This is a genomic window from Bacillus thuringiensis, assembly GCF_001455345.1.
GTDB lineage: Bacteria > Bacillota > Bacilli > Bacillales > Bacillaceae_G > Bacillus_A > Bacillus_A thuringiensis_N.
In genome coordinates, this window is sequence record NZ_CP013274.1 from 2115917 (window position 1) to 2140301 (window position 24385).

Sequence of the window (24385 nt, forward strand, 5' to 3'; positions counted from 1 at the left end):
TTTGTATACTGAATTTTAAGGAAACGAAATAAATCATTAACTTACGAAAAAAAAGTAGCTATTTTTTATTGACATCAATTAAAACTTTTTGTATTATACTTACATAAGGTAAGTTATTAACTTTTAAAAAACAAATCTTGAATTAAAGATAAAGAGAAAAAAGGGAGAGAATACAATGACAAAAGTACTATTTATTACAGCAAATCCAAATTCAGCAGAAGGTTCTTTCGGAATGGCAGTAGGGGAAGCTTTCATCGAAGCTTATAAAAACGAACATCCACAAGACGAAGTTGTAACAATTGATTTATTCAACACTACAGTACCAGCAATCGATGCAGATGTATTTGCTGCTTGGGGTAAATTTGCAGCAGGTGAAGGTTTTGAAACTTTAACTGAAGTTCAACAACAAAAAGTTGCAGCAATGAACACAAACTTAGAAACATTTATGCATGCAGATCGTTATGTATTCGTAACTCCAATGTGGAACTTTAGCTATCCACCAGTAGTAAAAGCATACTTAGATAACGTAGCAATCGCAGGTAAAACATTCAAATATACTGAAAATGGTCCAGTCGGCTTATTAGAAGGTAAAAAAGCACTTCATATTCAAGCAACAGGTGGCGTATATTCTGAAGGAGCATACGCAGCTGTAGACTTCGGTCGCAATCACTTAAAAACTGTATTAGGATTTGTCGGTGTAAATGATACTGAATATATTGCAGTTGAAGGCATGAATGCAAACCCTGAAAAAGCACAAGAAATTAAAGAAGCAGCAATTGCTAATGCTCGTGAATTAGCAAAACGTTTCTAATATAGAATACTTAAAAATGTCCAAACACTTGCTGTTTGGACATTTTTTCTTCTTTTTCCTTCGTTTGTCTAGTATAATGAAGGTCGGAATGATAATAGGTGGGGGTTCTGTATGATTCAAACGTTTTTTAAAATCTTTTATTTAATTTTAATCGTAATTGCGATTACACCGAGAATGTGGCGTCTTAAAAGACAAGTAAATACGATGTCGCCACAAGAAAAAGATAATGCTGTGTACAAAACGACAAATTGGTTTGGTAAGAAAATGGTACGTGTAGCTGGTGGGGCAGTAGAAGTGAAAGGACTTGAAAATGTCCCAAAAGACAAGCCGGTACTAGTTGTAAGTAATCATCAGAGTAATATGGATATCCCTATTTTACTAGGTTACTTAAATAAACCAATTGGATTCGTTTCAAAAGCAGAGATTAAAAAGTTTCCAGTTGTACCAACTTGGATGGAACTTATGAATTGTGTATTTATGGATCGTAGCGATCGTCGTCAATCACTTCAAGCAATTAAAGATGGAATTGAGCTATTAAAGAATGGACATTCTATCGTAATTTTCCCGGAAGGGACAAGAAGTAAGGGTGGCGAAATTGGAGAGTTTAAAGCTGGAAGTTTTCACCTTGCAGTAAAATCTGGTGTAGCAATTTTACCTGTAACACTAGATGGGACATATAAAATGTTTGAAGCGAATGGAAACCGTATGAAACCAGCTCATGCAACAGTAACAATTTCTAAGCCGATTACACCTGAAGAGTATGCAAATATGGATATTAAAGAGTTAACGAAGCATACACAGGAAGTTATCGCATCACAATTACATAAGTAATAAAAAGGTTTCAGCTTGATATAAGCTGAAACCTTTTTATTATGCTGCAGGTAAGACGTAAAAGAGTACGCAGAAGAACATCATCGCACTACCACCTAAGACGAAAAGATGCCAAATGGCATGATTGAAAGGCAACTTTTCCCAAAGGAAGAATATAGCCCCGACAGAATATAAAATTCCACCGGCTAAAAGTAGTGAAAAACCATGTCCAGTTAGATTTTCATAAAGCGGTTTAATGGCTACGATTATGAGCCATCCCATTATGATATAACATAATGTTGATGCCTTAATAAAGCGACGTACAAAGAAAATTTTGAAGACGATACCTCCGATTGCTAGTGTCCATATAATAGCGAGTAAGGTCCAGCCTAATGTTCCGCGAAGTGTAATAAGTAAAAAAGGAGTATATGTGCCAGCGATTAATAAATAAATGGCTGAGTGATCTAGTATAGTAAATAATTTTTCTACTTTTGGATGGTGAATGCTATGTAGCAATGTTGAAAACAAGTACAGTAAGAACATGCTTACACCATAAACCGTAAAGGCAACTACTGCAGATGCGGTACCATGTTTAGAGGCGTGAATAATCAATATAATTAAGGCAGGGATGCTTAAAATGGCACCGATACCATGTGTAATTGCATTTGCAATTTCTTCTTTAACAAATTGTGTCATTCGTGTCATTTTTTCAGTCATAATGCAAATCCTTTCTACTATCATAAAATAATATGTCGTTTCCCTTACCATATCATACACAAGGGCAATAGAAAATGAAATTTGTATAATTGATTATATTTTTGAATTTTTTTGACAAAAGTCAATGGATTTGTTGACGTTTTCAAACTTTTTTGACAAAATAAAATTATGTAATAGTAGGACAAGGAATCTACTAATAAAGGGGATGGAGAAATGTTTTCAAATATTGGCTTTCCAGGGTTAATTTTAATTTTAGTAGCTGTACTCATTTTATTTGGGCCTAAAAAATTGCCGGAGATCGGAAAGGCTTTAGGGGAAACGTTAAAAGAGTTTAAAAAATCAACGAAAGAATTGACAGATGACGCATTTCAAGAGAAGGAAAAGAAGGAAAAAATGTAATGTATTTTCCTTGTAATGGATAAATAAAGTGTGGTGAACGAGATGGAAGATCAAGAAATGAGCGTAGTAGAACACATTGTTGAGCTTCGTAAACGAGTAATATATACAGTCTTATCATTTGTACTATTTTTAATTATTGGATTTACTTTTACGAAGGATATATATTTTTGGCTCGTAAAAGACTTGCCGATGAAGTTAACAGTTCTGGGACCGAGTGATGTATTGTGGATTTTTTTCTCGATTGCTACAGTATTTGCTATCGTTTGTACAATTCCTTTTGCTGCTATACAAATTTGGTTATTTGTAAAACCGGGTTTACATCCAAATGAACAAAAGATGACAGTGATGTATATACCGGTATTGTCCATATTATTTCTTGCTGGTTTATGTTTTGGATATTTCGTTGTAATGCCGTTTTTATTTCATTTTTTAACTACGATAGGTAACGAAATGTTTAATACGATGTTTACGACAGAAAAGTATTTTCATTTTGTTCTTAATTTAACAGTTCCATTTGCTGTAATCTTTGAATTACCTGTAGTTGTAATGTTTTTAACAAGTATTGGATTGTTGACAGCGGAATTTCTCATAAAAATAAGAAGGTATGCATACGTAGCATTGATTATCATTGCATCGTGTATATCACCGCCTGATTTTTTATCACACAGTTTAGTAGCTGTCCCACTTATTTGTATTTATGAAATTAGTATCGCTCTATCAAAGATTGTTATTAAGCGCAAAAAGAAAAGAGAAGAAATTCAGTCGAAAAGTGCCTCGTTATAAAGGCACTTTTTTTATTTATTTGTTATACTCTAGCTATAAACGTATACAATATATAGAAGAAAAAAATTATAGAATCTCCAAAATTTAGACAAACTTTGCGCTTTTATAAGTTTATACTGAATGTATTAAGTAGTTTACGGATAACGAGATTCCTGTCTTAACGGATATTTAGGATGGGGGATGGATTAGGTGGAGATGAATAGAGGATAAATCTTCAAACTATAAGGATTAAAGGGATTGTCTAAGGATACTGTTGTATTCATAGGAGTCTCCACTTTAAACACGTGTTACAGCGTAAAGTAGAGAAAGTTCAAAATCCAATGAAAAAGAGGATTGATATTGTGATTACGAAAAGTTTTTATTTCACTCATTCAACAGGGGATTGTATTAAAATATTTGAAATCCCTGTCCTACAGGCGCAGCATCCATTATCGTTTCTAATTCAGTCTCGTCTTCAATTATTTATTGCAAAAATTCAAAAACAAAAACACCCAAGATTTTCGTATTCTTTCCGTGAATATTTACAAAATTGTTTGAAGTGGAATGATTATTTAAATGTATATAAAACAAATACTCTTGAAAAAAATGCATGATATAGAGTAGAGACAGGGTTAGAAACTCTGTCTTTTTCGATTTAGATATAAAAATATAATTAATTTGATGAAATTTCGTTCCAAATTGTTGAAAGCGATGGGAATACTAGTATAATAACAGGGAGAGCGTATTGGAAAGGGAAGAATATAATATGCAAAAAATTAAAATTGTAACAGATTCAACGGCGGATTTATCACAAGAGGTAATTGATAAGTATGACATTCATGTTCTACCATTATCAATCTCTGTAAATGGACAAACATATTTAGATCGCGTAGATCTGCAACCGGATGAATTTATTGAAGAAATGCTTAAATCAGAGGAACTACCAAAAACATCACAACCAGCAATGGGTACATTTGTAGAAATGTATGACAAGTTAGGTGAAGATGGAAGTGAAGTACTTTCCATTCATATGACAAGTGGAATGAGTGGTACTGTGGCAACTGCAAATAGTGCTGCATCAATGACTGATACAAAAGTAACAGTTGTTGATTCGCAATTTATTACACATGCTTTAGCATATCAAGTAATCGAAGCTGCGAAAATGGCAAATGAAGGACGCCCACTAGAAGAAATTTTAAAACGTGTAGATGAAGTGAGAAAGAATACTCGTTTATATGTAGTAGTAAATACATTGGAGAACTTAGTGAAGGGTGGGCGTATCGGTAAAGGAAAAGCATTTATCGGTTCACTGCTTAATATAAAGCCAATTGCTAGCCTTGAAGATGGTGTTTATAACCCTGTAACGAAAGTGCGTAGCCAAGGCCAAATTGTAAAAACGTTAGCTAAGTTATTTGAGGAAGATACAGCTGGAAAAGTTGTAAAAGCTGTGGCAATTCCGCATGCGAAAGCAATTCCTTTAGCTGAAAGTGTAAAAGAGGCGGTTGAAAAAGTGAGTGGGTTTGCTCAATCAGAAATTTTCTATACAACGCCTATTATTAGTACTCATACAGGTCCGGGTGCAATCGGATTTATGTATTTAGCAGAGTAATAAAAAAGCTACTTGAAAATATATTTCAAGTAGCTTTTTTATGTAAATAGAAAGTAAGAAATAAGTAGGGCTATACAGGCACTACCGCTAATGATATAGCGCGTCTGTAAATATTTATTCATAGAAAGCACCCTTTATAATTTTCTATATTATATGTTAGTTATAGAAAATAAGTAGCTCAGTTATACATGTAATGTTTCAATTTTTTCATTCACTTGCTTATCATTTGTTATGCTATTATAAGTGAAAGTTTGACCTAAGAAGAGTACATGTAGTTGTTCCCACGGTAACATGCGCAAATTCCAATTATTTCGAAGTCTAGTTATTGCTTCGCGGGGTGTTTCATCGGCAAGTGCAAAAGCTCCGTAATGCATTGGAATAAAATGCGTAGCGTTTAAATCTAAATAAGCTTGCACTGCCTCTTCAGGTGAAACATGAGATACTTTCATAAACCATTCTGGTTCATAAGCACCAATTGGCATAAGAGCAATATCAATTGAAAAGCGTTTACCAATTTCTTTGAAACCCTGGAAATAGCCACTGTCTCCACAAAAATAAATGGTTTCCTCCATATTGTCATTCTTAATAATCCAGCCACCCCAGTGAGAAGTATTCATATCAAATAATGATCTTCTCGTCCAGTGCTGAGCAGGTACGAAGTGAAAGGAGACATCATCAATAGTCGTACTTTCCCACCATTTATACTCTTCTACATTGTTGAATTTTTTACGAGTAAATAATTTTTTTAGCCCAATGGGTACTAAGTATAATATGTCATCGTTAAGTTGGCGAAGTGTTGAAAAATCTAAATGATCATAATGACCATGTGAAAGAAGAACAATATCAATTTTAGGTAGTTCGTTTATAGAAAGTCCAGGTTCTGTAAGTCTTGGGACTAGCTTTAATTTATTGGCCCATACTGGATCCGTTAATATATTAAGTCCATTTGTTTGGATAAGAAAAGTGGAATGCCCAATCCATGTGACAGTCGTTTTTTCAACATTACTTTGCAAAAATCGACTTTGTTTAACAGGTGATTGTTCTACTAAGAAAGAAAAATCTTTTTTGTTTTGCTTTCGTTCTTTACGCCAGCGTATAAAAGAACGAATTGATTTTTTTGTGCTAACATTATCCATATTTTCATAGCGCTTTGCCATGAACATCACCTCATTTAAAATCGTTGTAATTGTATTGTACCGAAATGTTGTTAAGGAATACAGTGTATAACATGGATGAATGTTTAAGTAATTGTAAAAAAATAGGGGTAGGTATTTACAAAAGTAAAAATAAAATTAGTTTTGCAACTTCTATTTAGAGAAATAATAGTGGGAAAATATATTTTGTCTAGTAATTCGCTTGAAATAAAGAAGTAACATACGTAAATTCGTACGATTTCGTGAACAAATGTAGTAAACAATTTTCTCGTAGTGTTAACTTTTGTTATGATAAACATAACCTATTTAAATTTAGGAGAGAGAAAAGAGGTTTATAAATGAAGCGATATCAAAAAGTAATTGGTCTTATGGTTGTATTTTGTCTCTTTGTACTTGCTGGATGTAGTGGATCAGGTTCAAAGCTTCGTAAACCATTGAATTGGGATTTAGAAACTTTCCAATTTACAAATCAAGATGGAAAACCATTTGGTACAAAAGATTTAAAAGGGAAAGTTTGGGTTGCAGATTTTATGTTCACAAACTGTCAAACCGTTTGTCCGCCAATGACTGCTAATATGGCAAAATTACAGAAAATGGCGAAGGAAGAGAAATTAGATGTTCAGTTTGTATCATTTAGCGTAGATCCTGACCTTGATAAGCCGGAAAACTTGAAAGCTTTTATTCAAAAGTTTACAGAAGATACAAGTAACTGGAACCTGTTAACAGGTTATTCGTTAGAAGATATTACAAAGTTTGCAAAAGATAATTTCCAAACACTTGTAGATAAACCTGAGAATGGTCAAGTTATGCATGGTACATCATTTTATTTAATTGATCAAAACGGAAAAGTAATGAAAAAGTATAGTGGCATTAGTAATACGCCGTACGAAGACATTATACGTGATATGAAGCGATTAGCAGAATAAAAAGAAGGGTGCAGATTCAAGCACCCTTCTTTTTTACATTAGTCTATGGATAAAATGTCATGTTGTTGAGGAAGTTTTGGTGCCCGAATTTCTAACACGCCATTTTGATACGAAGCTTTCGCAGCTTTTTTATTAATGGAGTACGGTAATTTAATCAATCTGGATGCTTCTGAAATGGAACGTTCTCGGCGATAATAGTTATGAGATGTTTCTTCTTCAGCCTCTTCGAGTATTTCTTCTTTTACAGAGACTTTTAAGTATTCACTTTGTATTTCAATTTGAATTTGTTCTTTTTGTATACCTGGTAGTTCAGCTGTAACAACGAGTTCTTCACCAACTTCATATAAATCTACAGGGAATGTTAATAAACGGTTTCCTTTTTGGAAAAAATGATTTAAATCAGCGATTACATTACGAAGTGGTGTTTGCTCGAAGAAATCATCAATTTGCTTTAAATAATTACGAACCGGTGGGCGAGAAGAGTCTTTTTTTTCTTCACTCATGATATTCCCTCCTAAAAATCAATTTGCAATATCATATGACAAAAGCGGAGAAAGGTGAGTGCCTAGTTTTCATGTTTTCATAAAAAATTGTTAAAAATGTGAAATGGAGTGATTTTTTTATAGTTTTTGGTCGCCATATTCAGTTGATTATGCTAGTATAAATAGGGTTGATATAGTAGTATAGAGACAGAATGAAAACTGAAAGAGGGTAAGAAGTATGTGTGGTTTTGTAGGATGTTTATGTGAAAACCCTAGAGAGTTTTCAGAAACAGAAAAACATCAATTTGAAAATATGAACACGATGATTTTCCACCGTGGTCCAGATGACGAAGGATATTTTCGTGATGAACATGTACAATTTGGCTTCCGCCGTTTAAGTATCATTGACTTAGAGGCAGGACATCAGCCGCTAACTTATGAAAATGATCGATATGTAATTATTTTTAATGGTGAAATTTACAACTATGTAGAATTACGTGAAATGTTACTTGAAAAAGGTGCAACGTTTGCAACGCAATCTGATACAGAAGTTATCATTGCATTGTATGCACATATGAAAGAAAAATGTGTAGACTACCTTCGTGGTATGTTTGCATTTATGATTTGGGATCGTGAAGAGAAGAAACTTTTCGGTGCACGTGATCACTTCGGTATTAAACCTTTATACATCGCACAACAAGGTGATACTACATTCTTCGCATCTGAGAAGAAAAGTATTATGCATGTGATGGAAGATAAAGGTGTTAATCCAACGTCACTGCAACATTACTTTACGTATCAATATGGTCCAGAGCCAGAAACATTAACAATTGATGTTAACAAAATCGAGCCTGGTCATTATTTCGTAAAAGAAATCGGTAAAGAGATGGAAATTCATCGCTACTGGAAGCCTTATTTCAATGCTTCAAGTGCAACGAAAGAGGAGCATATCCAAGCGATTCGTGATGTGCTATATGATTCAGTAAAAGTGCATATGCGTAGTGATGTACCAGTAGGTTCATTCTTATCTGGTGGTATCGATTCATCTATTATCGCTTCTATTGCAAGAGAAATGAATCCAAACTTATTGACATTCTCTGTTGGTTTTGAGCAACGTGGTTTCAGTGAAGTTGATGTTGCGAAAGAAACTGCTGAGAAATTAGGCGTTAAAAACCATAACGTATTCATTTCAGCGAAAGAGTTTATGGATGAGTTCCCAAAAATCATTTGGCATATGGATGATCCTTTAGCAGATCCAGCAGCTGTACCATTGTACTTCGTTGCAAAAGAAGCGCGTAAGCATGTAACAGTTGTTCTTTCAGGTGAAGGTGCAGACGAGCTATTTGGTGGTTATAACATTTATCGTGAGCCGAACTCACTAAAAATGTTCTCTTACATTCCTAGCCCAGGAAAGAGCGTCCTAAAAGCATTAAGTGGTGCTCTTAAAGAAGGCTTTAAAGGAAAGAGCTTCCTAGAGCGTGGATGTACGCCAATTGAAGAGCGTTACTATGGAAACGCGAAAATCTTCCGTGAAGAAGAGAAAGCGGAATTAATGAAGTATTACAATGAGAGTGTTAACTATATGGATATCACGAAACCATTGTATAACGAAATTAAAGATTATGATGATGTAAGCAAAATGCAGTACATTGACATGTTCACATGGTTACGCGGTGACATTTTATTAAAAGCTGATAAAATGACAATGGCGAATTCATTAGAACTTCGTGTACCGTTCTTAGATAAAGAAGTGTTTGATGTTGCATCTAAAATTCCAACTGAATTTAAGATTGCTAACGGAACTACGAAAGCTATTTTACGTGAAGCAGCACGCGGAATCGTGCCAGATCACGTATTAGATCGTAAAAAACTTGGATTCCCAGTACCAATTCGTCACTGGTTAAAAGACGAAATGCATGATTGGGCTATCAATATTATAAACGAGAGTAAAACAGAGCATTTAATCGACAAACAGTATGTATTAAACTTACTGGAAGCGCATTGTGCAGATAAAGGCGATTATAGCCGTAAAATTTGGACTGTACTTGCGTTTATGGTATGGCATCAAATTTATGTTGAGCATAAATACGATACGAATAAGTTCCACGAAGAAACGAAACGTGCGTATAGCTTAGTTTAATTAGAAAAACCTTAAGATCGCATACGGTCTTAAGGTTTTTTTCATAAATAGGACGTATAATTGATACAATAATAGTAAAAGGATGGACAACATATGATTACGTTTGAAAAAGTAACTGTAGAAAATGAAAGCGTTGTTAAAGAAATGTTTCGCTCACATAGTTTAAGTGAGAAGCAGGTACAGTATTGTGTGAAAGTCGATGATACATATATTGGTGTAATAGATTATCGTGTTCAGGAAGAGAGTGCGATTTTATCTCAGCTAATTATTCACTTTGATTATCAAAGTTACGGTTATGGAACAAATACGTATTTTACATTTGAAACAATGATGAAAGAAAGAAATGTGAAAGAGATAAAGGTAGTACAAACGGAATTAACAGAACAAGCAAAATCATTTATAGAGAGCTTTGGGTTTAATGAGGAAGATGGGATATATGTGAAGAAAATATAGTGATGAGCAGTTATGCGGGATAAATATAAGGCAGGTGGGTGTATGACGATGACTTCTGGTCTTGTATTAATTGGAGGGTGTTTTTTAGTAGCGGAGCTAAGCCATATGCTTATTCAAAAAAGAATGAATAAGAAGAGAAAGCCGTATGAATTACAATATGCTCCAGTGTTTTTCCTTTTGTTTTGTATGCTACTTACATTACAAAACATAACGAACTTTCCACCGCTGTTAAATATTTTTTTGAAGTTCGGTTTGCTGTATAGTACCACTGGAATAGCCCTTTTATTCCTTTTATTTTGCATACGTTATATTCACTATCAATCGTATATATTTATTTTAAATTGGTTAAAACAAAATGATAGAAACCGCCTTACATAAGGCGGTTTTTTTTATTTTAACAGGCATTCCAATTGCTTTCTTATGTCCTTGTTTTTCATATGTTACAGTTAAAAAATGCGAGTAGCAAATAAGCACAAAAATAGTTTGAATAAAAATGAGGTCTAAATTATATATATTGAAAAAGATTTCTGATATATCTATTGACAATGTATGAGATATACATTACTCTTTAAAATGTAAATGATAATCAATTTCAACTAGGAGGACTTATGACACGCACTAAAAATATACTTATATTTTGTGTTATGCTACTAACGATCATAATCGCAGGGTGTAGTAAAGAAGAGAAGAAAGAAAATGATACAGCAGCTAAAGCAAAAGATTCGTATACGATAAAACATGCAATGGGCGAAACGACAGTGAATGGTACGCCAAAAAGAGTTGTTGTTTTAACAAATGAGGGCGCTGAGGCACTTTTATCTGTTGGAGTAACGCCAGTTGGAACGACAAAACCACGAGCTGGTGATGAATGGTATCCTCATTTAGAGAAAGAGTTAAAAAATACAAAAGTAGTAGGAACTGAGCGTGACATTAATTTAGAGGCAGTAATGAAGCTTCAGCCGGATTTAATTATCGGAAATAAAATGCGTCACGAAAAAATATATGAGCAGTTAAAAGAAATCGCGCCAACTGTATATACTGAAACATTACGCGGTGATTGGAAAGAAAACTTTACACTTTATACTAAAGCTGTAAATAAAGAAAAAGAAGGACAAAATGCTCTTAATGATTATAAAAAGCGTATTGCAGCAATAAAAGGACAATTAGGTGATAAAATTAATTCTAAAGTTTCCATTATTCGCTTCGTCCCTGGTGATGTTCGTATTTATCAAAAAAATTCATTCTCAGGCGTTGTATTAAATGATATTGGATTTAAACGACCACCACTACAAGATAAAGATGAATTTGCGATAAAAGGAATTACAAAAGAGCAAATTCCGAATATGGATGGGGATTATTTATTCTATTTCACATCGGATAAAGATGCAGATAAAAATAATGAAGGAAACACATTAGCGAAAGAATGGACAGAAGATCCTCTATTTAAACAGTTACAGGCTTCTAAAGATAATAAAGTATTCCAAGTAGATGAAGTGATTTGGAACACAGCAGGTGGTATTGTAGCTGCAAACCTTATGTTAGATGATATTGAAAAATATTTTTTGAAGTAAGTCAATTAACGAGTGCATCACTTAAAATAGGTGATGTACTTTTTCGTTTGTTAAAATACAGAAAATTCCTTCTTTTGAGTGTAGATAAGTTGTACAATTAAAACAATCATGAAATAAAGGAGTGGGAATAAATGAAAGCTACTCATAAAGATTGGATATTATTTAACGGAAGAATTGTAAATACGAAGGAAGAACAGCCGATGATTCCATTAGAGGAGAGAGGCTTTCAATTTGGTGATGGTATATACGAGGTATTCAGACTATATGACGGGAAGCCACATTTATTAGATTTACATTTAGAACGATTCTTTCATTCTATGGAAGAAATAAAACTAATTCCTCCGTTTACTAAGGAAGAGTTGGTGGAAGAGTTATATCAAATGATTGAAAAAAATCAATTTCAAGAAGATGGGAATGTATATTTGCAAATATCAAGAGGTGCTCAAGCACGTAATCATGTATATGAGTCAAATATGCAACCAACATATTTTGCAAACATTGTTTCTTTTCCACGACCAATTGCTGCTATGGAACGAGGAATAAAAGTTACTGTAGAAGAGGATATACGCTGGAAGTTCTGTCATATAAAATCTTTAAATCTGCTGCCTAATATTATGATTAAAAATAAAATAAACGAACAAGGCTATCAAGAAGCGATATTAGTACGAGATGGAATTGTAACGGAAGGGTGTCATTCAAATTTCTTTATGGTGAAAAATAATAAATTGATTACACATCCGGCTGACAATTTCATTCTACACGGCATTACACGTCACTACGTTATTACATTAGCGAAAGAGTTACATATTGAAGTAGAAGAAAGAGAATTTTCACTTCAAGAAGTGTATGAGGCCGATGAGTGCTTCTTCACAGCGACACCACTTGAAATATTCCCAGTCGTTCAAATTGGTGACGAGCAGTTCGGAAACGGCGAAAGAGGGCCAATTACAAAGAAACTCCAAGTTGCATATGAAGAAAGTATTCGTTTGTTTAAAGTTACGAACTAATATCATGAAAAAAAGCTGGTATTCCTCCAGCTTTTTTTCATGATATAATTCAAGGATAGGACAAGATTTGAAAACGCTGTAAAAAGGGGATTTAATGTATGAATTATGAAGATTTTAAAGAAGTAATTCACGGTAGACGAAGTGTTAGAAAGTTCACAGAGCAAGAAGTATCCACTAGTGATATAAAAGAAATTATTGATTGTGCTCGTTATGCACCGAGTGATACGAACTCGCAAACTTGGGAGTTCTTGGTCATTATGAACCGAGAGAAAATTAAAGAAATTGAACAAATGACATGGGATGCATTACATAAACTTGCGACAAAAGCGGCAGAAAACGGAGAAGAGAAAGCAGGGAAATTACTTACACGATCTTTCGGACCATATGCAACAGCTTTCTCGGAGGCCCCAGTATTAATCGTATGTTTGGCAACGCCATATGAATCAAAGTTTCGTGAAAAGATATTTGATCCAATTGCTTTTGTTCCAGATTCAGTTTGGGAAGAAGAAGGAATTAAAAGCAGCTGTTTAGCGGCACAAAACTTAATGTTGGCTGCACATGCGAAGGGGCTTGGTACATGCCCAATGACAGGACCGGTATTATTAGCTCAAGATGAACTACGACAATATTTACAAATTGAGTCTGAAAAACAAATAAATATGGTTATTTCACTCGGTTTTCCGAAGGATAAGCCGAAGAAACTTCCGAGAAAAGAAGTGGATGAGATTACAACATTTGTTTTTTAAAGCCGAAAATAAAAAGACATTGAATAAACAATGTCTTTTTATTTTGGATAGGTATGTAATTAATCTGTTAGGCTAAAATGATAGATAAGAGGGAATTACTATTTATTTCATAAAAAAAATTAATGTTCTATTAAGGAAAGTATGATACATTAATCGTGAGCAAGATTCTAATTGTTCATGAAAGTGTTAAAAGTAGTTTTAAAATTCAAAAGTTATTTTTGTATAATAAATTATAATCAAATGACAGGGGGGATGAATTTTGAAAAAATTCATAATCACTGGATTGTCTGTATTGTTATTAGTTGGTTGCGGTGCTCCAAAGGAAAAAGAGGGGACACAATCAAAACCAGAAGAACAAGTCGTAAATGCAAGTAATGAGAATATAGTTGTATTTCCTGAAGGAGTAATGCCAATTGGAGAAGGAAAAGTGAAAGTTATTACTCCAGATGGTACTTCTGAGAATGGTAATATACCAACCGTATTCATCAAAAAGGATACTTTAATTCAACACGTGGAATTAGAGCTTTCTAATTTTCAAAATGATAAAGAAACATTCGTATTTGTAGATCGAGTGTTTGCAGATAAACATCAAGTAACTAGTACAACACAGACAACAGTACAATTAAAAGAAAAGACGCTTGAAACAGGTAGTCATACGATTACTGCAGTTCAGTATGAAAACAATGACCCGAAAGGAAAGGTTATTAGTTTTAATCAAGCAACATTTGAGACAAAACCTGCGTCTTAATAAGGATAAAAAGTACATTACTCAAAAAAAGTAGTGTGCTTTTTTGTTTGAATTAGAGTGTGCAATAGTGAATAACTTGTTTCGTTTTCAAATACGATTAAATAGAAAGAAATCACTTATTACTTCTATGATAGAGGAAGCGGTTGAAGATGTGAATCGGTATATTCGTATCGTCTTGATTAGTATGATGATGGCAGTAATGTGGTTTATGATACAAGAGGTTATGCAAGTTACGCTCCGTTATCAAATTCATGATTTATTAATAGGAGCTATTTGTTTTACCATTGTTTATCTATTATATGATAAACTCGGATTAAGGTAAGTTTCAGACGAAAAATGTAGGTATTTCATTTGAAATGTCGAATAGTACATACGATGTCGTAATAACAAATTTTCTATTGTTTACTGTGAAACAGGAGAAGGAGAGATAGTAATGAAACGAGCTCTTATAAATATTGATTATACATATGATTTTGTAGCTGAAAAAGGTGCTTTAACATGCGGAAAACCAGGACAAGAAATTGAGAAGGAAATTGTCTATTTAACGAAGCAATATATTGAAAATGGAGATTACGTAGTCTTTGCGATTGATAAACATGAAGAAAACGATGTATATCATCCAGAATCAAAGTTATTCCCCCCTCATAACATAGCCGGTACAAATGGAAGAGAGTTATTTGGTGAATTACAAGATGTGTACGAAACATATAAAAATGCAGAGAATGTATATTATATGGATAAAACACGATATAGTGCATTTGCAGGAACAGACCTAGAGATGAAGTTACGAGAAAGAGGAATAGAAGAAGTTCATCTTGTAGGTGTTTGCACTGATATTTGTGTTCTTCACACAGCAGTAGATGCTTATAATAAAGGATTTAAAATTGTAGTTTATGAAAAGGCGGTTGCATCTTTTAATGCGCAAGGGCATGAATTTGCACTTGGACATTTTAAATCATGCCTACATGCAGAAGTGAAGTGAAAAAAAGAGGCCTTTAAAAAAGGTCTCTTTTTACGTTTAAATTGAGACGAGGTTTTGCTCAATTAATTTTTTTATAAATGGGCTAATATTCTCTGGTAGCTCATCAAAATTAAAAAATTGTACACTTAATGATTCGATCCCATCAGCTTTTAGCAAGCCGCCTTTAATATCTTTGCAAAGATATGCGATTGTTATAGGATATAATTCATCCCCGTTTGGTAATTTTACAAAAAATTCTTTTCCAGAAAATACGCTTATTAACTGTAAGGTTCCTATTTCAATCCCTGTTTCTTCGAGCACTTCTCATCTCCCAACTTCTTCTGTTGATTCACCAAGTTCAACGAATCCACTTTGCCTTTGTTGAAGTAATATTTGTCCTTGTTCATTGAAAACAGCTACAGCAACTCCTGCTAGATTGAGTGGTCTCGATCCGACAAATTTTCTAAGTTCTTCAATATATCCTATTATATGTAACCTCTGTAAGAAAAAATAAGAGCAAATAAACTATTCGTTATTATGTTAATATTTCCTCTTTATAAGGGGAGAGATGACATATAACTTATTTGTGTTATTTGGTAAAATATACATCAAAAAAGGTCAAACAAAATCTTTGACCTTTTTTGACCAAATGTTATAATAAAGACAGAAAGAGATAATCTTTCATTCATAAACAATAAGGAGGAAAAAATATGCGTAATTTATTTCCAGAAATAACAAAACGTCAAAATGGTATTTTTGATTTTGGGCCTTCTTTATTAGAGGGGATGACAGATGCTTTCTTTAAACCGATGAACATGGATACTTTTAAAGTAGATGTGCAGGAACAATCTGATAAATATACAGTGAAAGCAGATTTACCAGGTTTTCAAAAAGAAAATATTCAAGTTGAATTTGAACAAGATGTATTAACGATTCAAGCAACTAACCATAATGAAGTAGAAGAAAAAAATGAGAATGGCACATATATTCGTAAAGAACGTTCTATAGGTTCTGTAACTCGACGCTTTAGTTTTAAACAAGTTGAGGAAGAGAATGTTAGAGCAAATTATAAAGATGGCGTGTTGACAATTGAATTGCCAAAATTGAAAGAAGAAAAAAGCAGTAAGACAACAATTAATATCGAATAAAAGAGCTGATAAATTCAGCTCTTTTTTTACGTAGTTAATGAATAATTTAGTTGAAATCGTAATGAGCTGAAGAAAGTTTTAACGTTTAAAAAATTTCACTATTAGCTCCCCTTAGGTTATTAAAAAGGGTATATTTAAAGGGAAAGGAAAAGAACATCTAGACATACTGTTTAAAGTGAAATAGTAATAAAGTCAAAATACATAGTAAGGGTAGCAGCATTTTAGAGTAGGATAATAGATTTTTCTAGAACAAACTGAGACGATTATGAATTTTTTAATTAGTAAGGAAGTGGTTAGATGAGTTTATTAACGTATACTGAAGAATTTTTTAATTATGTAAGGGAGTTTTTGCTTTTAAGATTTTTACTATTTGCTTTAGTGCTGATCATTATTTCTTTTGTAATAAACCGCATTATTGATTGGTTTTTTAGGAAATCAAGCTTTTTTGATGAAGAGGTAGAGCAAACGATTCAAAGTGTGATTCGATCTATTTTTAGATATATCATTATCATCAGTCTAATCATATATTTAATTAGCCAATTTGTAGATATAAAAAGTATCATTGCAGGTGCAGGGATAGCGGGGGTTGTTATCGGTTTTGCTGCACAACAGATGTTAAAAGATGTTATATTAGGCTTTGCGAGATTAGCGGACAAAGAGTTTCGTGTTGGCGATTTTGTTACTTTTAACGGAACAAACTCAGGAACGATTGAGGAAATTAGTATTCGTTTTATGCAAATTCGTGAATGGTCAGGAAAACTCCTTACCATACCACATGGAGAGATTAGAACGATTCAAAATTTTAATAAAGGCTGGATGCGAGTAATTGAACGGATTACGGTAAGTTATCAGGAAGATCCTACAAGAGTTAAGGGGTTGTTAGAAGAAGTTTGTGTTAATTGTAATGAAAAATTGGCTCCAAGTCTTTATAAAGTAGATGATGAAGCTGCAGAACCGTTTAAATATGTGGGTGTTACAGATTTAAATCCGAATCTTAAATACGTTGGATATGAATTTTGTATTACAGGTTTGATAAAGCCAGAAGATTATTTTGAAACTTCTAGACAAGTAAGATTTGAATTAATGTCTATGTTTCATAAGAATCAAGTGCAAATGCCAGCAGCCAATATGGTTGTTACTACTGAAAGTTTACAGCATATCCACAGTGGGCAATCTTTATCGGACAGCTAAAGTAGAACAGTTTGTTAACAAAAATTCTGCTTTCAACATTGTATAGAATAACAATAATAAAATGAATGATATAAAGAAAGGGCTGAAGGAATTCGGTTCTTTCTTTATTTGTAGAATTTAGAAATTTCTTAATGTTATAATGGTAGTTGGTGATGAAAATGAACTTTGAAGAAAAAGAGATGCATCGATTAGAAGCATTAAAATCAATTGCTGAATTATTAAATGAAGCAACAGACTTACAGGACATGTTAGAAAAAGTGTTACATACATTGTTACAAGTAATGAATTTGCAAACAGGGTGGATCTTTTTTATTGATGAAAGTGGAAAGCACCGTATGCTTGTAGACGAAAAATTACCGCCAGCTCTTACGTGGCAAGAGAAAAAGCCGATGTGTGAAGGAGACTGCTGGTGTGTAGAGCGTTTTGTGAATGGCAGATTGGAAAAAGCGACTAATATTATTGAATGTAAGCGAATAGAGGATGCGATTGAATGTAATTGGGGAGAGACCGAAGATGTTACGCATCATGCGACAATTCCATTAAGGTCTGGGTCGGAGAAGTTTGGTCTCTTAAATGTAGCTGCGCCTCAAAAAACAAATTTTTCAGAGGAAGAATTAGCATTATTAGAATCAATTGCATTTCAAATAGGAACGACAATACAACGTATTCAGTTAGTGGAAAAAGAACGTAAATACGTAGTTGTAGCAGAACGAAATCGATTAGCTCGTGATTTGCATGATTCAGTAAAACAATTGTTATTTTCTATTATGTTAACAGCAAAAGGGACACTAAATATGACACAAGATAGAGAATTGCAGGAGATGTTAAGTTATATTGGAGATTTATCGCAAGAAGCATTACAAGAGATGACACTTTTGATTTGGCAATTAAGACCGGAAGGATTAGAAAAAGGATTAGCAGAAGCAATTCAAAATTACGGAAAGTTGTTAGGGGTTCATGTGGAAGTCCGAATTGAGGGAATGGTTTCAATTGGAGATGAAATAGAAGAAGTTTTATGGCGTATTAGTCAAGAAGCAATACATAATTGTAAAAAACATGCTTCGTGTGAAAAGGTAAATGTTCTTTTAAAAATAGAAAATAATCAGTTGTATTTTTACATAGAGGATAACGGAATAGGATTTATACAAGATCGCGTAAGAGAGTCAGCGCTCGGGTTAAAAAGTATGAAGGAACGTATTCAGTTAATGAGGGGATCATTTCAAATAAAAACTGAGCTGAAAAAGGGTACGAAAATTGAAATTCAATTGCCAATTTGAAGGGGAGAAGAAGGTTGAAGATTAAATTATTACTAGTTGAGGATCATCATATCGTTCGAAGAGGACTTGTATTCTTTTTGAAAACGAGAGAAGAATTTGAAATTGTTGGGGAAGCAGAAAATGGTCAAGAGGCATTCACATTTGTCCGAACGGAAAGGCCAGATGTAGTATTAATGGATCTATCAATGCCGAAGATGGATGGTATTGAAGCAACAAAATACATAAAACAATACGATGAAACAATAAAGATACTTATACTAAGCAGTTTTTCAGAGCAAGATTATGTTTTACCAGCACTAGAAGCTGGAGCAGATGGTTACCAATTAAAAGAAGTACAACCTGAACAACTTGTAGCTTCTATCATTGCAGTACATCAAGGAAATACGAATTTTCATCCGAAAGTAACACCAGCACTATTAGGACGGTCAGCAGTTAAGAAAGAAAAAGAAAACCCTTTTTCCATGTTAACGAAAAGGGAGCAAGAGGTACTTCGTGAAATTGCGAAAGGAAGAAGTAATAAGGAAATTGCAGCAGAGCTTCATATTACAGAACAAACTGTGAAAACACATGTTTCAAATATTTTAGCTAAATTGGAAGTAGATGATCGTACGCAAGCTGCATTGTACGCAGTGAAACACGGGGAGAAATAATAAGTGTGAATAATTGTGTCACATATTATGAAAGAATACATAGGAGCAATTAAAAGTTTATAGTAAAGCTGAATAAAGGTTTTTCTTCTTTCAATAATTAGGTACAATAAAGTGAAACTTTAATTAGTGGAGGGTCTATTCCTGCTAATTATTAGCTCACATCAATTGGGTTTTTACGGGATAAGGCTATGATGGAAGGGGAAGATATGCTATGCCTGGAACAAGAAGTGGGATTGGAAAGATTCAGGCTTCGTTAAACGGTTTGTCACCGAAATTACGAAGTATTGCCGAACATATTTTGAAACATCCACAAGATGTTGTACATAAATCTATTACTGAATTAGCAGAAGTTACGAATAGTTCCGAAGCTACGATATTCCGCTTATGTAAACACCTTGGTTTGCAAGGATTTCAAGATTTAAAGATTACATTAGCTCGTGAAATTGTACATACACCGATGCAAAATATTCATGAAGAAGTATCAGCAGAAGATAGTATGGTAACTGTTGCTAAAAAAGTTTTTCATTCACATATTACAGGACTGCAAGATACATTGCATTTGTTAAATGACACAGCATTAGAGCAAGCTGTAAAAGCATTGCAAGAAGCAGATCGAATCGAGTTTTATGGAAATGGTGGCTCTGGTATTATTGCGATGGATGCGTATCATAAGTTTATGAGAACGGGTATTTCATGTATCGCTCATACTGATTCGCATTTTCAAATTATGGGAGCGGGTTTACTCTCGAAAAATTCAGTTGTTATCGGCATTTCTCATTCTGGTAGCAATAAAGGGTTACTTGAAGCATTAGAAATAGCGAGAGCAAGAGGAGCTAAAATTATTGCGATTACGAGCTATCAGAAATCGGCATTAAGTCAACTTGCTGATATAACGCTCTATACTTCAACACGTGAGACAGAATTCCGCACAGAAGCAAGTTCATCAAGATTAGCGCAGTTAAGTTTAATTGATACTTTGTATGTAGGTTTGTCGTTGCAACGACAAGAGGAAACGTTAAAAAATTTACAAAGTATACGTGAAACGATTTCGATGAAGCGAATATAAGAAAAGCTCTTCAAATGAAGGGCTTTTTTTATTGGCGAATAGTTTACTGATTTATTTTCTTGTAGAAAAATGTGACTTACTTATAGTCAGTGATAGACTCACATTTTTAAAAATATAAAATAAAAATCGACTTATGCAATAATTCAAATATTGTTCATAATTTCACAATTTGTTTATGAAGTGTCATGTTATGATAAACATGTAATGATGATTGAACACTTACATTTGGCACGATGATTAGCCAAACTAGTGAAGACAGAAGTTGTGAGATGAACTCATAAAAAATTCTAAAACACTAAAGGGGAGATCACATATGAAAGCAGTAGTAGTTAATAAAAATAGTAAAGCAAATATTGAAGTTATTGAAAAGGAATTACGTCCGTTACACTCAGGTGAAGCACTAGTAGATGTAGAGTATTGTGGGGTTTGTCATACTGATTTACACGTTGCAAATCATGATTTTGGAAACACAGATGGCCGTATTCTTGGTCATGAGGGTGTAGGTATTGTGACGAAAATCGCTGATGATGTTACTTCACTAAAGATAGGAGACCGTGTAAGTATTGCATGGATGTTCCAATCTTGTGGACGTTGTGAATATTGCGTGACTGGTAGAGAAACATTTTGCCGTGAAGTTAAGAATGCTGGTTATTCAGTAGATGGTGGTATGGCTGAGCAATGTATTGTTACAGCTGATTATGCGGTGAAAGTACCAGAAGGATTAGATCCTGCTCAAGCATCATCAATCACATGTGCGGGCGTAACTACATATAAAGCAATAAAAGTATCAGATATTAAACCGGGTCAACCTATTGTAATCTATGGTTGTGGTGGATTAGGTAACTTAGCTATCCAATATGCTAAAAATGTATTTGGTGCCAAGGTAATCGCAGTAGATATTAATGATGATAAACTAGCCTTAGCAAAAGAGGTTGGTGCTGATAGGACAATCAATCCAATTTCTCAAGGTCCTGCTGATAAGATTATTCAAGAGGAGTTTGGTGGTGCTTATGCTGCTGTAGTAACAGCTGTTTCAAAAGTAGCCTTCAATTCAGCAGTTGACGCAGTACGTGCTTGTGGTAAAGTCGTTGCAGTAGGTTTACCAGTAGAAACTATGGACTTGAACATTCCGCGTCTTGTACTAGACGGAATTGAAGTGGTTGGTTCTCTAGTTGGTACTCGTAAGGATCTAGAAGAGGCATTTATGTTCGGTGCAGAAGGAAAAGTAGTGCCGGTTGTTCAAACTTGTTCTTTAGATAAAGTACAAAATGTATTCGAAGAAATGGAGCAAGGTAGAATTCAAGGGCGTATGGTAATAGATTTTAAACAGCATAATTGTGATTGCAAATAATTCAATTTAAATATAAAAAGTATGAGTCTAACAAAGTACATGTAAAAAAGTTAGACGGCATAAAAAGATGATCCCTGTATGCAATAGGGATCATCTTTTTTATATTCTACTAATATCAATGCCAATTCATACTTGATTAATAAGACATGATTAAAGGTTCACTTTATTTGCAAACGAAAAAGAATCTTTATGTTTAACAAATTTCTTTTGATCTGGAACGGATTGAATTGCTACAGTTTGCGAGTCTCTTGCTTTCAGTGCATCTTGAATCCCGAGTGTCATAAGCTTAATAAATAGAATCGTAATAAAGAATGAAGCGAGAGTATAAAAAATAATCCACCATGAAAGATTCATTTCATTACGATTTAAGCCAATAAGGCCTGCCCAATCATTAGATAGAGAAACAGGTTTGAGCACTCCGTCATACAGTTCACGCATTTGTATCCCACCAATTACAATGTTAAGCAACGCTAAATGGATAACGAGTATGAGTGTTTGGACGATATGTTCCATAAATAATACAAATAAGCGGTCAAGTAATAAGACTCGTAAGTGTTTTTTCATAATATGAAAACGGCTAGCACCCAATAATTGTGAACTTAAAATGTAATCTCGTTTCATAAATTCATCAACCTCTGAGGATATATATAAAGAAAGTGTAGGCAGAGCAACGAAAATAAGTACGAGTACTTGATAAAACGTAAATGAAATATTTGGATTTAACCCATCAGCATTTGATGTGATTACAATATTAACGGGCGTGATGAGTATGAATGCGATAAATAAAGTGGGAATATAATAAAAAACTTCTGAGCATGCTTGGAAAAATCTCTTGAATTTTGGAGCATATAAACTTAAGAGAATTCCTATACATGTTCCGAATAAAATTCGAAAGAAGCTAATTGCCACGGCTAATAAAATAGTGAATTTTGCTCCTTCTATAATTTGTAAGAAAACAGACTCTCCAAAACGATCCGATCCAAAAGGCGGTATTAATGATGGTGGAAAGGGAGCCTTTCCAAGCAATTCGTTATTGTCATTGTAAAGTAACTGAGGAGGTTTTGGGATATTATCTTTAAAGAACCAACTATAAATAAAACTAGCTGAAATAAGTATGAATAGATAAGTAAAGCCGATTAAAAAGCGTTTTGATTTCCAAATAGATTTCATAATGCTACTCCTTTCAATTGCTTTTGCCATCTATTCATCATGAATGAGATTATTTGAAAAATAGTATAAAACGGTAAAATAATCATAACCAGTATGATAAATGCAGCGGGAGGTGAAATAAACGCCTTATTAAATAAAAATTGAATAATGCCATCCATATTAAAAATAAATTCTAAAATGAATAAATTAGAAAGTAAGAAAACAAAAATCGTTTTTAAATGGTGGAAGAAGTGGATAGATATATTTTTGAATAAATGAATGCGTAGTATATAACTTGATGAAAGGCCTTTTCCATAGGCAACTTCTACATAATCTTTTCCATGTTCTTCTTTTATGTATAACACCATCATCCGAAACATTTGTAATGTAGGTAAGACTGCTAAAGATAAAATAGGGAGTAAATAAGCTCGATTTTCATTAAAAGAAATAATGGTGACAGGAGATTCCCCGAATTTCTTAAGTACCCATATGAAAAATATTTGCAAACAAATCATCATCATCATATCAGGGACAGCTTCTAATATGAACACAATTCGATTTATCCATTTTTTTATATAATCTTTTGCTAAAAAATAAAAAAATGCCATGCTAGATGATAGAAAGAGTGCAAGTAAAAAGGCTAAAAATAATACAGTGAATGAATATAGGTAAGGTTCTAAAACAGTTGGGAATAATGGTGTTTTTTTGAAACTACCAAATTTCGGGTCTGATCCCATAACCACTAATGATTCGGGGGAGAAAACTTCCTTTAACATTGTAACAATCTGATTTAAAAAAAGAATTGGTTGAAAGGTAAATCCATTTTGAGTGATAAATAAATAAGGTAAATTTAATAATAGTAAAAGTGATAAAAGAATGGATGAAAGTTTAATTGTAAATTGAGATATTTTATGTAACATTAAATCCCTCCGACAGCTTTTTACAACATTATACAATAAATTCTGGGGTATTTTTATATTTTTCTGAAAAATAAGAAATTAATTGAATTTTATAATTATAATACGGAATATATTTACATAAAGAAATTTCTATATTGAGGACCGGATTTCTATGTCCATCAAGAGAAATGCACAGTATTTCCATTTTCGAGGCATTTACTTTTCTTCAGTTGATTGGCATTTGGTGTTATTCCAATGTTACCAAGTTAATAGAACTAAGTTTTCTTAAAACAAAAACCACCGAAATATAGAAGTAGTTTGGAACGTAAGGAATTTGTAAGGAAGGAGTAAGAAAAAA

General features: G+C 33.5%; 27 protein-coding genes and 1 pseudogene. 22 read left to right on the forward strand and 6 right to left on the reverse strand.

The window, feature by feature from the left end; genetic code table 11:
- The first annotated feature begins 175 nt into the window (after nt 1-175).
- A complete protein-coding gene (locus ATN06_RS11085; RefSeq protein WP_060630673.1) occupies nt 176-811 on the forward strand; it encodes an FMN-dependent NADH-azoreductase in 636 nt (211 codons plus the stop codon).
- 111 nt (nt 812-922) lie between these two features.
- Complete coding sequence (locus ATN06_RS11090; RefSeq protein ID WP_060630674.1) at nt 923-1642, forward strand: lysophospholipid acyltransferase family protein; 720 nt, start codon at nt 923-925, stop codon at nt 1640-1642.
- 39 nt (nt 1643-1681) lie between these two features.
- Here ATN06_RS11090 and trhA read toward each other — a convergent pair whose 3' ends face one another.
- The gene (trhA, locus tag ATN06_RS11095) at nt 1682-2338 is read right to left on the reverse strand and encodes a PAQR family membrane homeostasis protein TrhA (RefSeq protein WP_060630675.1); all 657 of its coding nucleotides are present in this window, start codon (nt 2336-2338) and stop codon (nt 1682-1684) included.
- A 213-nt stretch (nt 2339-2551) separates the two neighbouring features.
- Here trhA and ATN06_RS11100 point away from each other — a divergent pair, with 213 nt between their 5' ends.
- The 4 genes from ATN06_RS11100 (at nt 2552) to ATN06_RS11115 (ending at nt 5108) form a co-directional block, all read left to right on the forward strand.
- A complete protein-coding gene (locus ATN06_RS11100; protein WP_000492443.1) occupies nt 2552-2737 on the forward strand; it encodes a twin-arginine translocase TatA/TatE family subunit in 186 nt (61 codons plus the stop codon).
- Between the two features lie 42 nt (nt 2738-2779).
- Nucleotides 2780-3520 (forward strand): twin-arginine translocase subunit TatC, encoded by a 741-nt coding sequence (gene tatC, locus ATN06_RS11105; protein ID WP_060630676.1) that lies wholly within the window; start codon nt 2780-2782, stop codon nt 3518-3520.
- Nucleotides 3521-3861: 341 nt separating this feature from the next.
- Nucleotides 3862-4113 (forward strand): DUF2535 family protein, encoded by a 252-nt coding sequence (locus tag ATN06_RS11110; RefSeq protein WP_000629012.1) that lies wholly within the window; start codon nt 3862-3864, stop codon nt 4111-4113.
- 152 nt (nt 4114-4265) lie between these two features.
- Complete coding sequence (locus ATN06_RS11115) at nt 4266-5108, forward strand: DegV family protein (protein ID WP_060633127.1); 843 nt, start codon at nt 4266-4268, stop codon at nt 5106-5108.
- 182 nt (nt 5109-5290) lie between these two features.
- Here the strand turns inward: ATN06_RS11115 and ATN06_RS11120 are convergent, their stop codons facing one another.
- The gene (locus ATN06_RS11120) at nt 5291-6265 is read right to left on the reverse strand and encodes an MBL fold metallo-hydrolase (protein ID WP_060630677.1); all 975 of its coding nucleotides are present in this window, start codon (nt 6263-6265) and stop codon (nt 5291-5293) included.
- Nucleotides 6266-6600: 335 nt separating this feature from the next.
- On the opposite strand from ATN06_RS11120, the gene ATN06_RS11125 reads away from it, so the two are divergent.
- Entirely contained in the window at nt 6601-7188 is a 588-nt protein-coding gene (locus ATN06_RS11125) for an SCO family protein (protein ID WP_060630678.1), read from the forward strand.
- 38 nt (nt 7189-7226) lie between these two features.
- On the opposite strand, the gene ATN06_RS11130 is transcribed toward ATN06_RS11125, so the two are convergent.
- Nucleotides 7227-7691, reverse strand: coding sequence for an Hsp20/alpha crystallin family protein (locus ATN06_RS11130; RefSeq protein WP_001288083.1), 465 nt, complete (start codon nt 7689-7691; stop codon nt 7227-7229).
- A 217-nt stretch (nt 7692-7908) separates the two neighbouring features.
- Here ATN06_RS11130 and asnB point away from each other — a divergent pair, with 217 nt between their 5' ends.
- The 9 genes from asnB (at nt 7909) to ATN06_RS11175 (ending at nt 15317) form a co-directional block, all read left to right on the forward strand.
- Entirely contained in the window at nt 7909-9810 is a 1902-nt protein-coding gene (asnB, locus tag ATN06_RS11135) for an asparagine synthase (glutamine-hydrolyzing) (RefSeq protein ID WP_000333816.1), read from the forward strand.
- A gap of 93 nt (nt 9811-9903) precedes the next feature.
- Nucleotides 9904-10263 carry a GNAT family N-acetyltransferase gene (locus ATN06_RS11140; RefSeq protein WP_060630679.1) on the forward strand — a complete coding sequence of 120 codons (360 nt, stop codon included), beginning with the start codon at nt 9904-9906 and terminating at the stop codon, nt 10261-10263.
- A 48-nt stretch (nt 10264-10311) separates the two neighbouring features.
- Nucleotides 10312-10641: a hypothetical protein gene (locus ATN06_RS11145; RefSeq protein WP_000200473.1), complete on the forward strand. Its 330-nt coding sequence runs from the start codon at nt 10312-10314 to the stop codon at nt 10639-10641.
- 230 nt (nt 10642-10871) lie between these two features.
- Nucleotides 10872-11834 carry an ABC transporter substrate-binding protein gene (locus tag ATN06_RS11150; RefSeq protein WP_060630680.1) on the forward strand — a complete coding sequence of 321 codons (963 nt, stop codon included), beginning with the start codon at nt 10872-10874 and terminating at the stop codon, nt 11832-11834.
- Between the two features lie 131 nt (nt 11835-11965).
- Nucleotides 11966-12841, forward strand: coding sequence for a D-amino-acid transaminase (dat, locus tag ATN06_RS11155; protein WP_060630681.1), 876 nt, complete (start codon nt 11966-11968; stop codon nt 12839-12841).
- A gap of 98 nt (nt 12842-12939) precedes the next feature.
- On the forward strand, nt 12940-13587 hold the full coding sequence (locus ATN06_RS11160) for a nitroreductase family protein (protein ID WP_060630682.1): 648 nt from the start codon (nt 12940-12942) through the stop codon (nt 13585-13587).
- 259 nt (nt 13588-13846) lie between these two features.
- Nucleotides 13847-14335, forward strand: coding sequence for a hypothetical protein (locus tag ATN06_RS11165; RefSeq protein WP_060630683.1), 489 nt, complete (start codon nt 13847-13849; stop codon nt 14333-14335).
- Nucleotides 14336-14402: 67 nt separating this feature from the next.
- Nucleotides 14403-14657, forward strand: coding sequence for a hypothetical protein (locus tag ATN06_RS11170; RefSeq protein ID WP_088116055.1), 255 nt, complete (start codon nt 14403-14405; stop codon nt 14655-14657).
- Between the two features lie 111 nt (nt 14658-14768).
- On the forward strand, nt 14769-15317 hold the full coding sequence (locus tag ATN06_RS11175; protein ID WP_060630684.1) for a cysteine hydrolase family protein: 549 nt from the start codon (nt 14769-14771) through the stop codon (nt 15315-15317).
- A 36-nt stretch (nt 15318-15353) separates the two neighbouring features.
- Here the strand turns inward: ATN06_RS11175 and ATN06_RS11180 are convergent.
- Nucleotides 15354-15782: pseudogene (locus tag ATN06_RS11180) on the reverse strand (NUDIX hydrolase).
- Nucleotides 15783-16006: 224 nt separating this feature from the next.
- Between ATN06_RS11180 and ATN06_RS11185 the strand changes: the two are divergent.
- The 6 genes from ATN06_RS11185 to adhP all read left to right on the forward strand — a co-directional run bounded on the left by ATN06_RS11185 (nt 16007) and on the right by adhP (nt 21979).
- A complete protein-coding gene (locus ATN06_RS11185) occupies nt 16007-16444 on the forward strand; it encodes an Hsp20/alpha crystallin family protein (protein ID WP_060630685.1) in 438 nt (145 codons plus the stop codon).
- A gap of 297 nt (nt 16445-16741) precedes the next feature.
- The gene (locus ATN06_RS11190) at nt 16742-17635 is read left to right on the forward strand and encodes a mechanosensitive ion channel family protein (protein WP_060630686.1); all 894 of its coding nucleotides are present in this window, start codon (nt 16742-16744) and stop codon (nt 17633-17635) included.
- Between the two features lie 179 nt (nt 17636-17814).
- A complete protein-coding gene (locus ATN06_RS11195; protein WP_140350471.1) occupies nt 17815-18912 on the forward strand; it encodes a two-component system sensor histidine kinase CasK in 1098 nt (365 codons plus the stop codon).
- A gap of 14 nt (nt 18913-18926) precedes the next feature.
- Complete coding sequence (locus tag ATN06_RS11200) at nt 18927-19562, forward strand: response regulator (protein ID WP_060630688.1); 636 nt, start codon at nt 18927-18929, stop codon at nt 19560-19562.
- 211 nt (nt 19563-19773) lie between these two features.
- On the forward strand, nt 19774-20628 hold the full coding sequence (locus tag ATN06_RS11205) for a MurR/RpiR family transcriptional regulator (protein ID WP_060630689.1): 855 nt from the start codon (nt 19774-19776) through the stop codon (nt 20626-20628).
- A gap of 313 nt (nt 20629-20941) precedes the next feature.
- The gene (adhP, locus tag ATN06_RS11210) at nt 20942-21979 is read left to right on the forward strand and encodes an alcohol dehydrogenase AdhP (protein ID WP_060630690.1); all 1038 of its coding nucleotides are present in this window, start codon (nt 20942-20944) and stop codon (nt 21977-21979) included.
- A gap of 150 nt (nt 21980-22129) precedes the next feature.
- On the opposite strand, the gene ATN06_RS11215 is transcribed toward adhP, so the two are convergent.
- Both ATN06_RS11215 and ATN06_RS11220 read right to left on the reverse strand, forming a co-directional pair.
- Nucleotides 22130-23149: an ABC transporter permease gene (locus tag ATN06_RS11215; RefSeq protein WP_060630691.1), complete on the reverse strand. Its 1020-nt coding sequence runs from the start codon at nt 23147-23149 to the stop codon at nt 22130-22132.
- Nucleotides 23146-24048, reverse strand: a complete 903-nt coding sequence (locus ATN06_RS11220; protein WP_060630692.1) for an ABC transporter permease subunit — start codon at nt 24046-24048, stop codon at nt 23146-23148. Before ATN06_RS11220 ends, ATN06_RS11215 begins: the two co-directional genes overlap by 4 nt.
- Between the last annotated feature and the right edge of the window lie 337 nt (nt 24049-24385).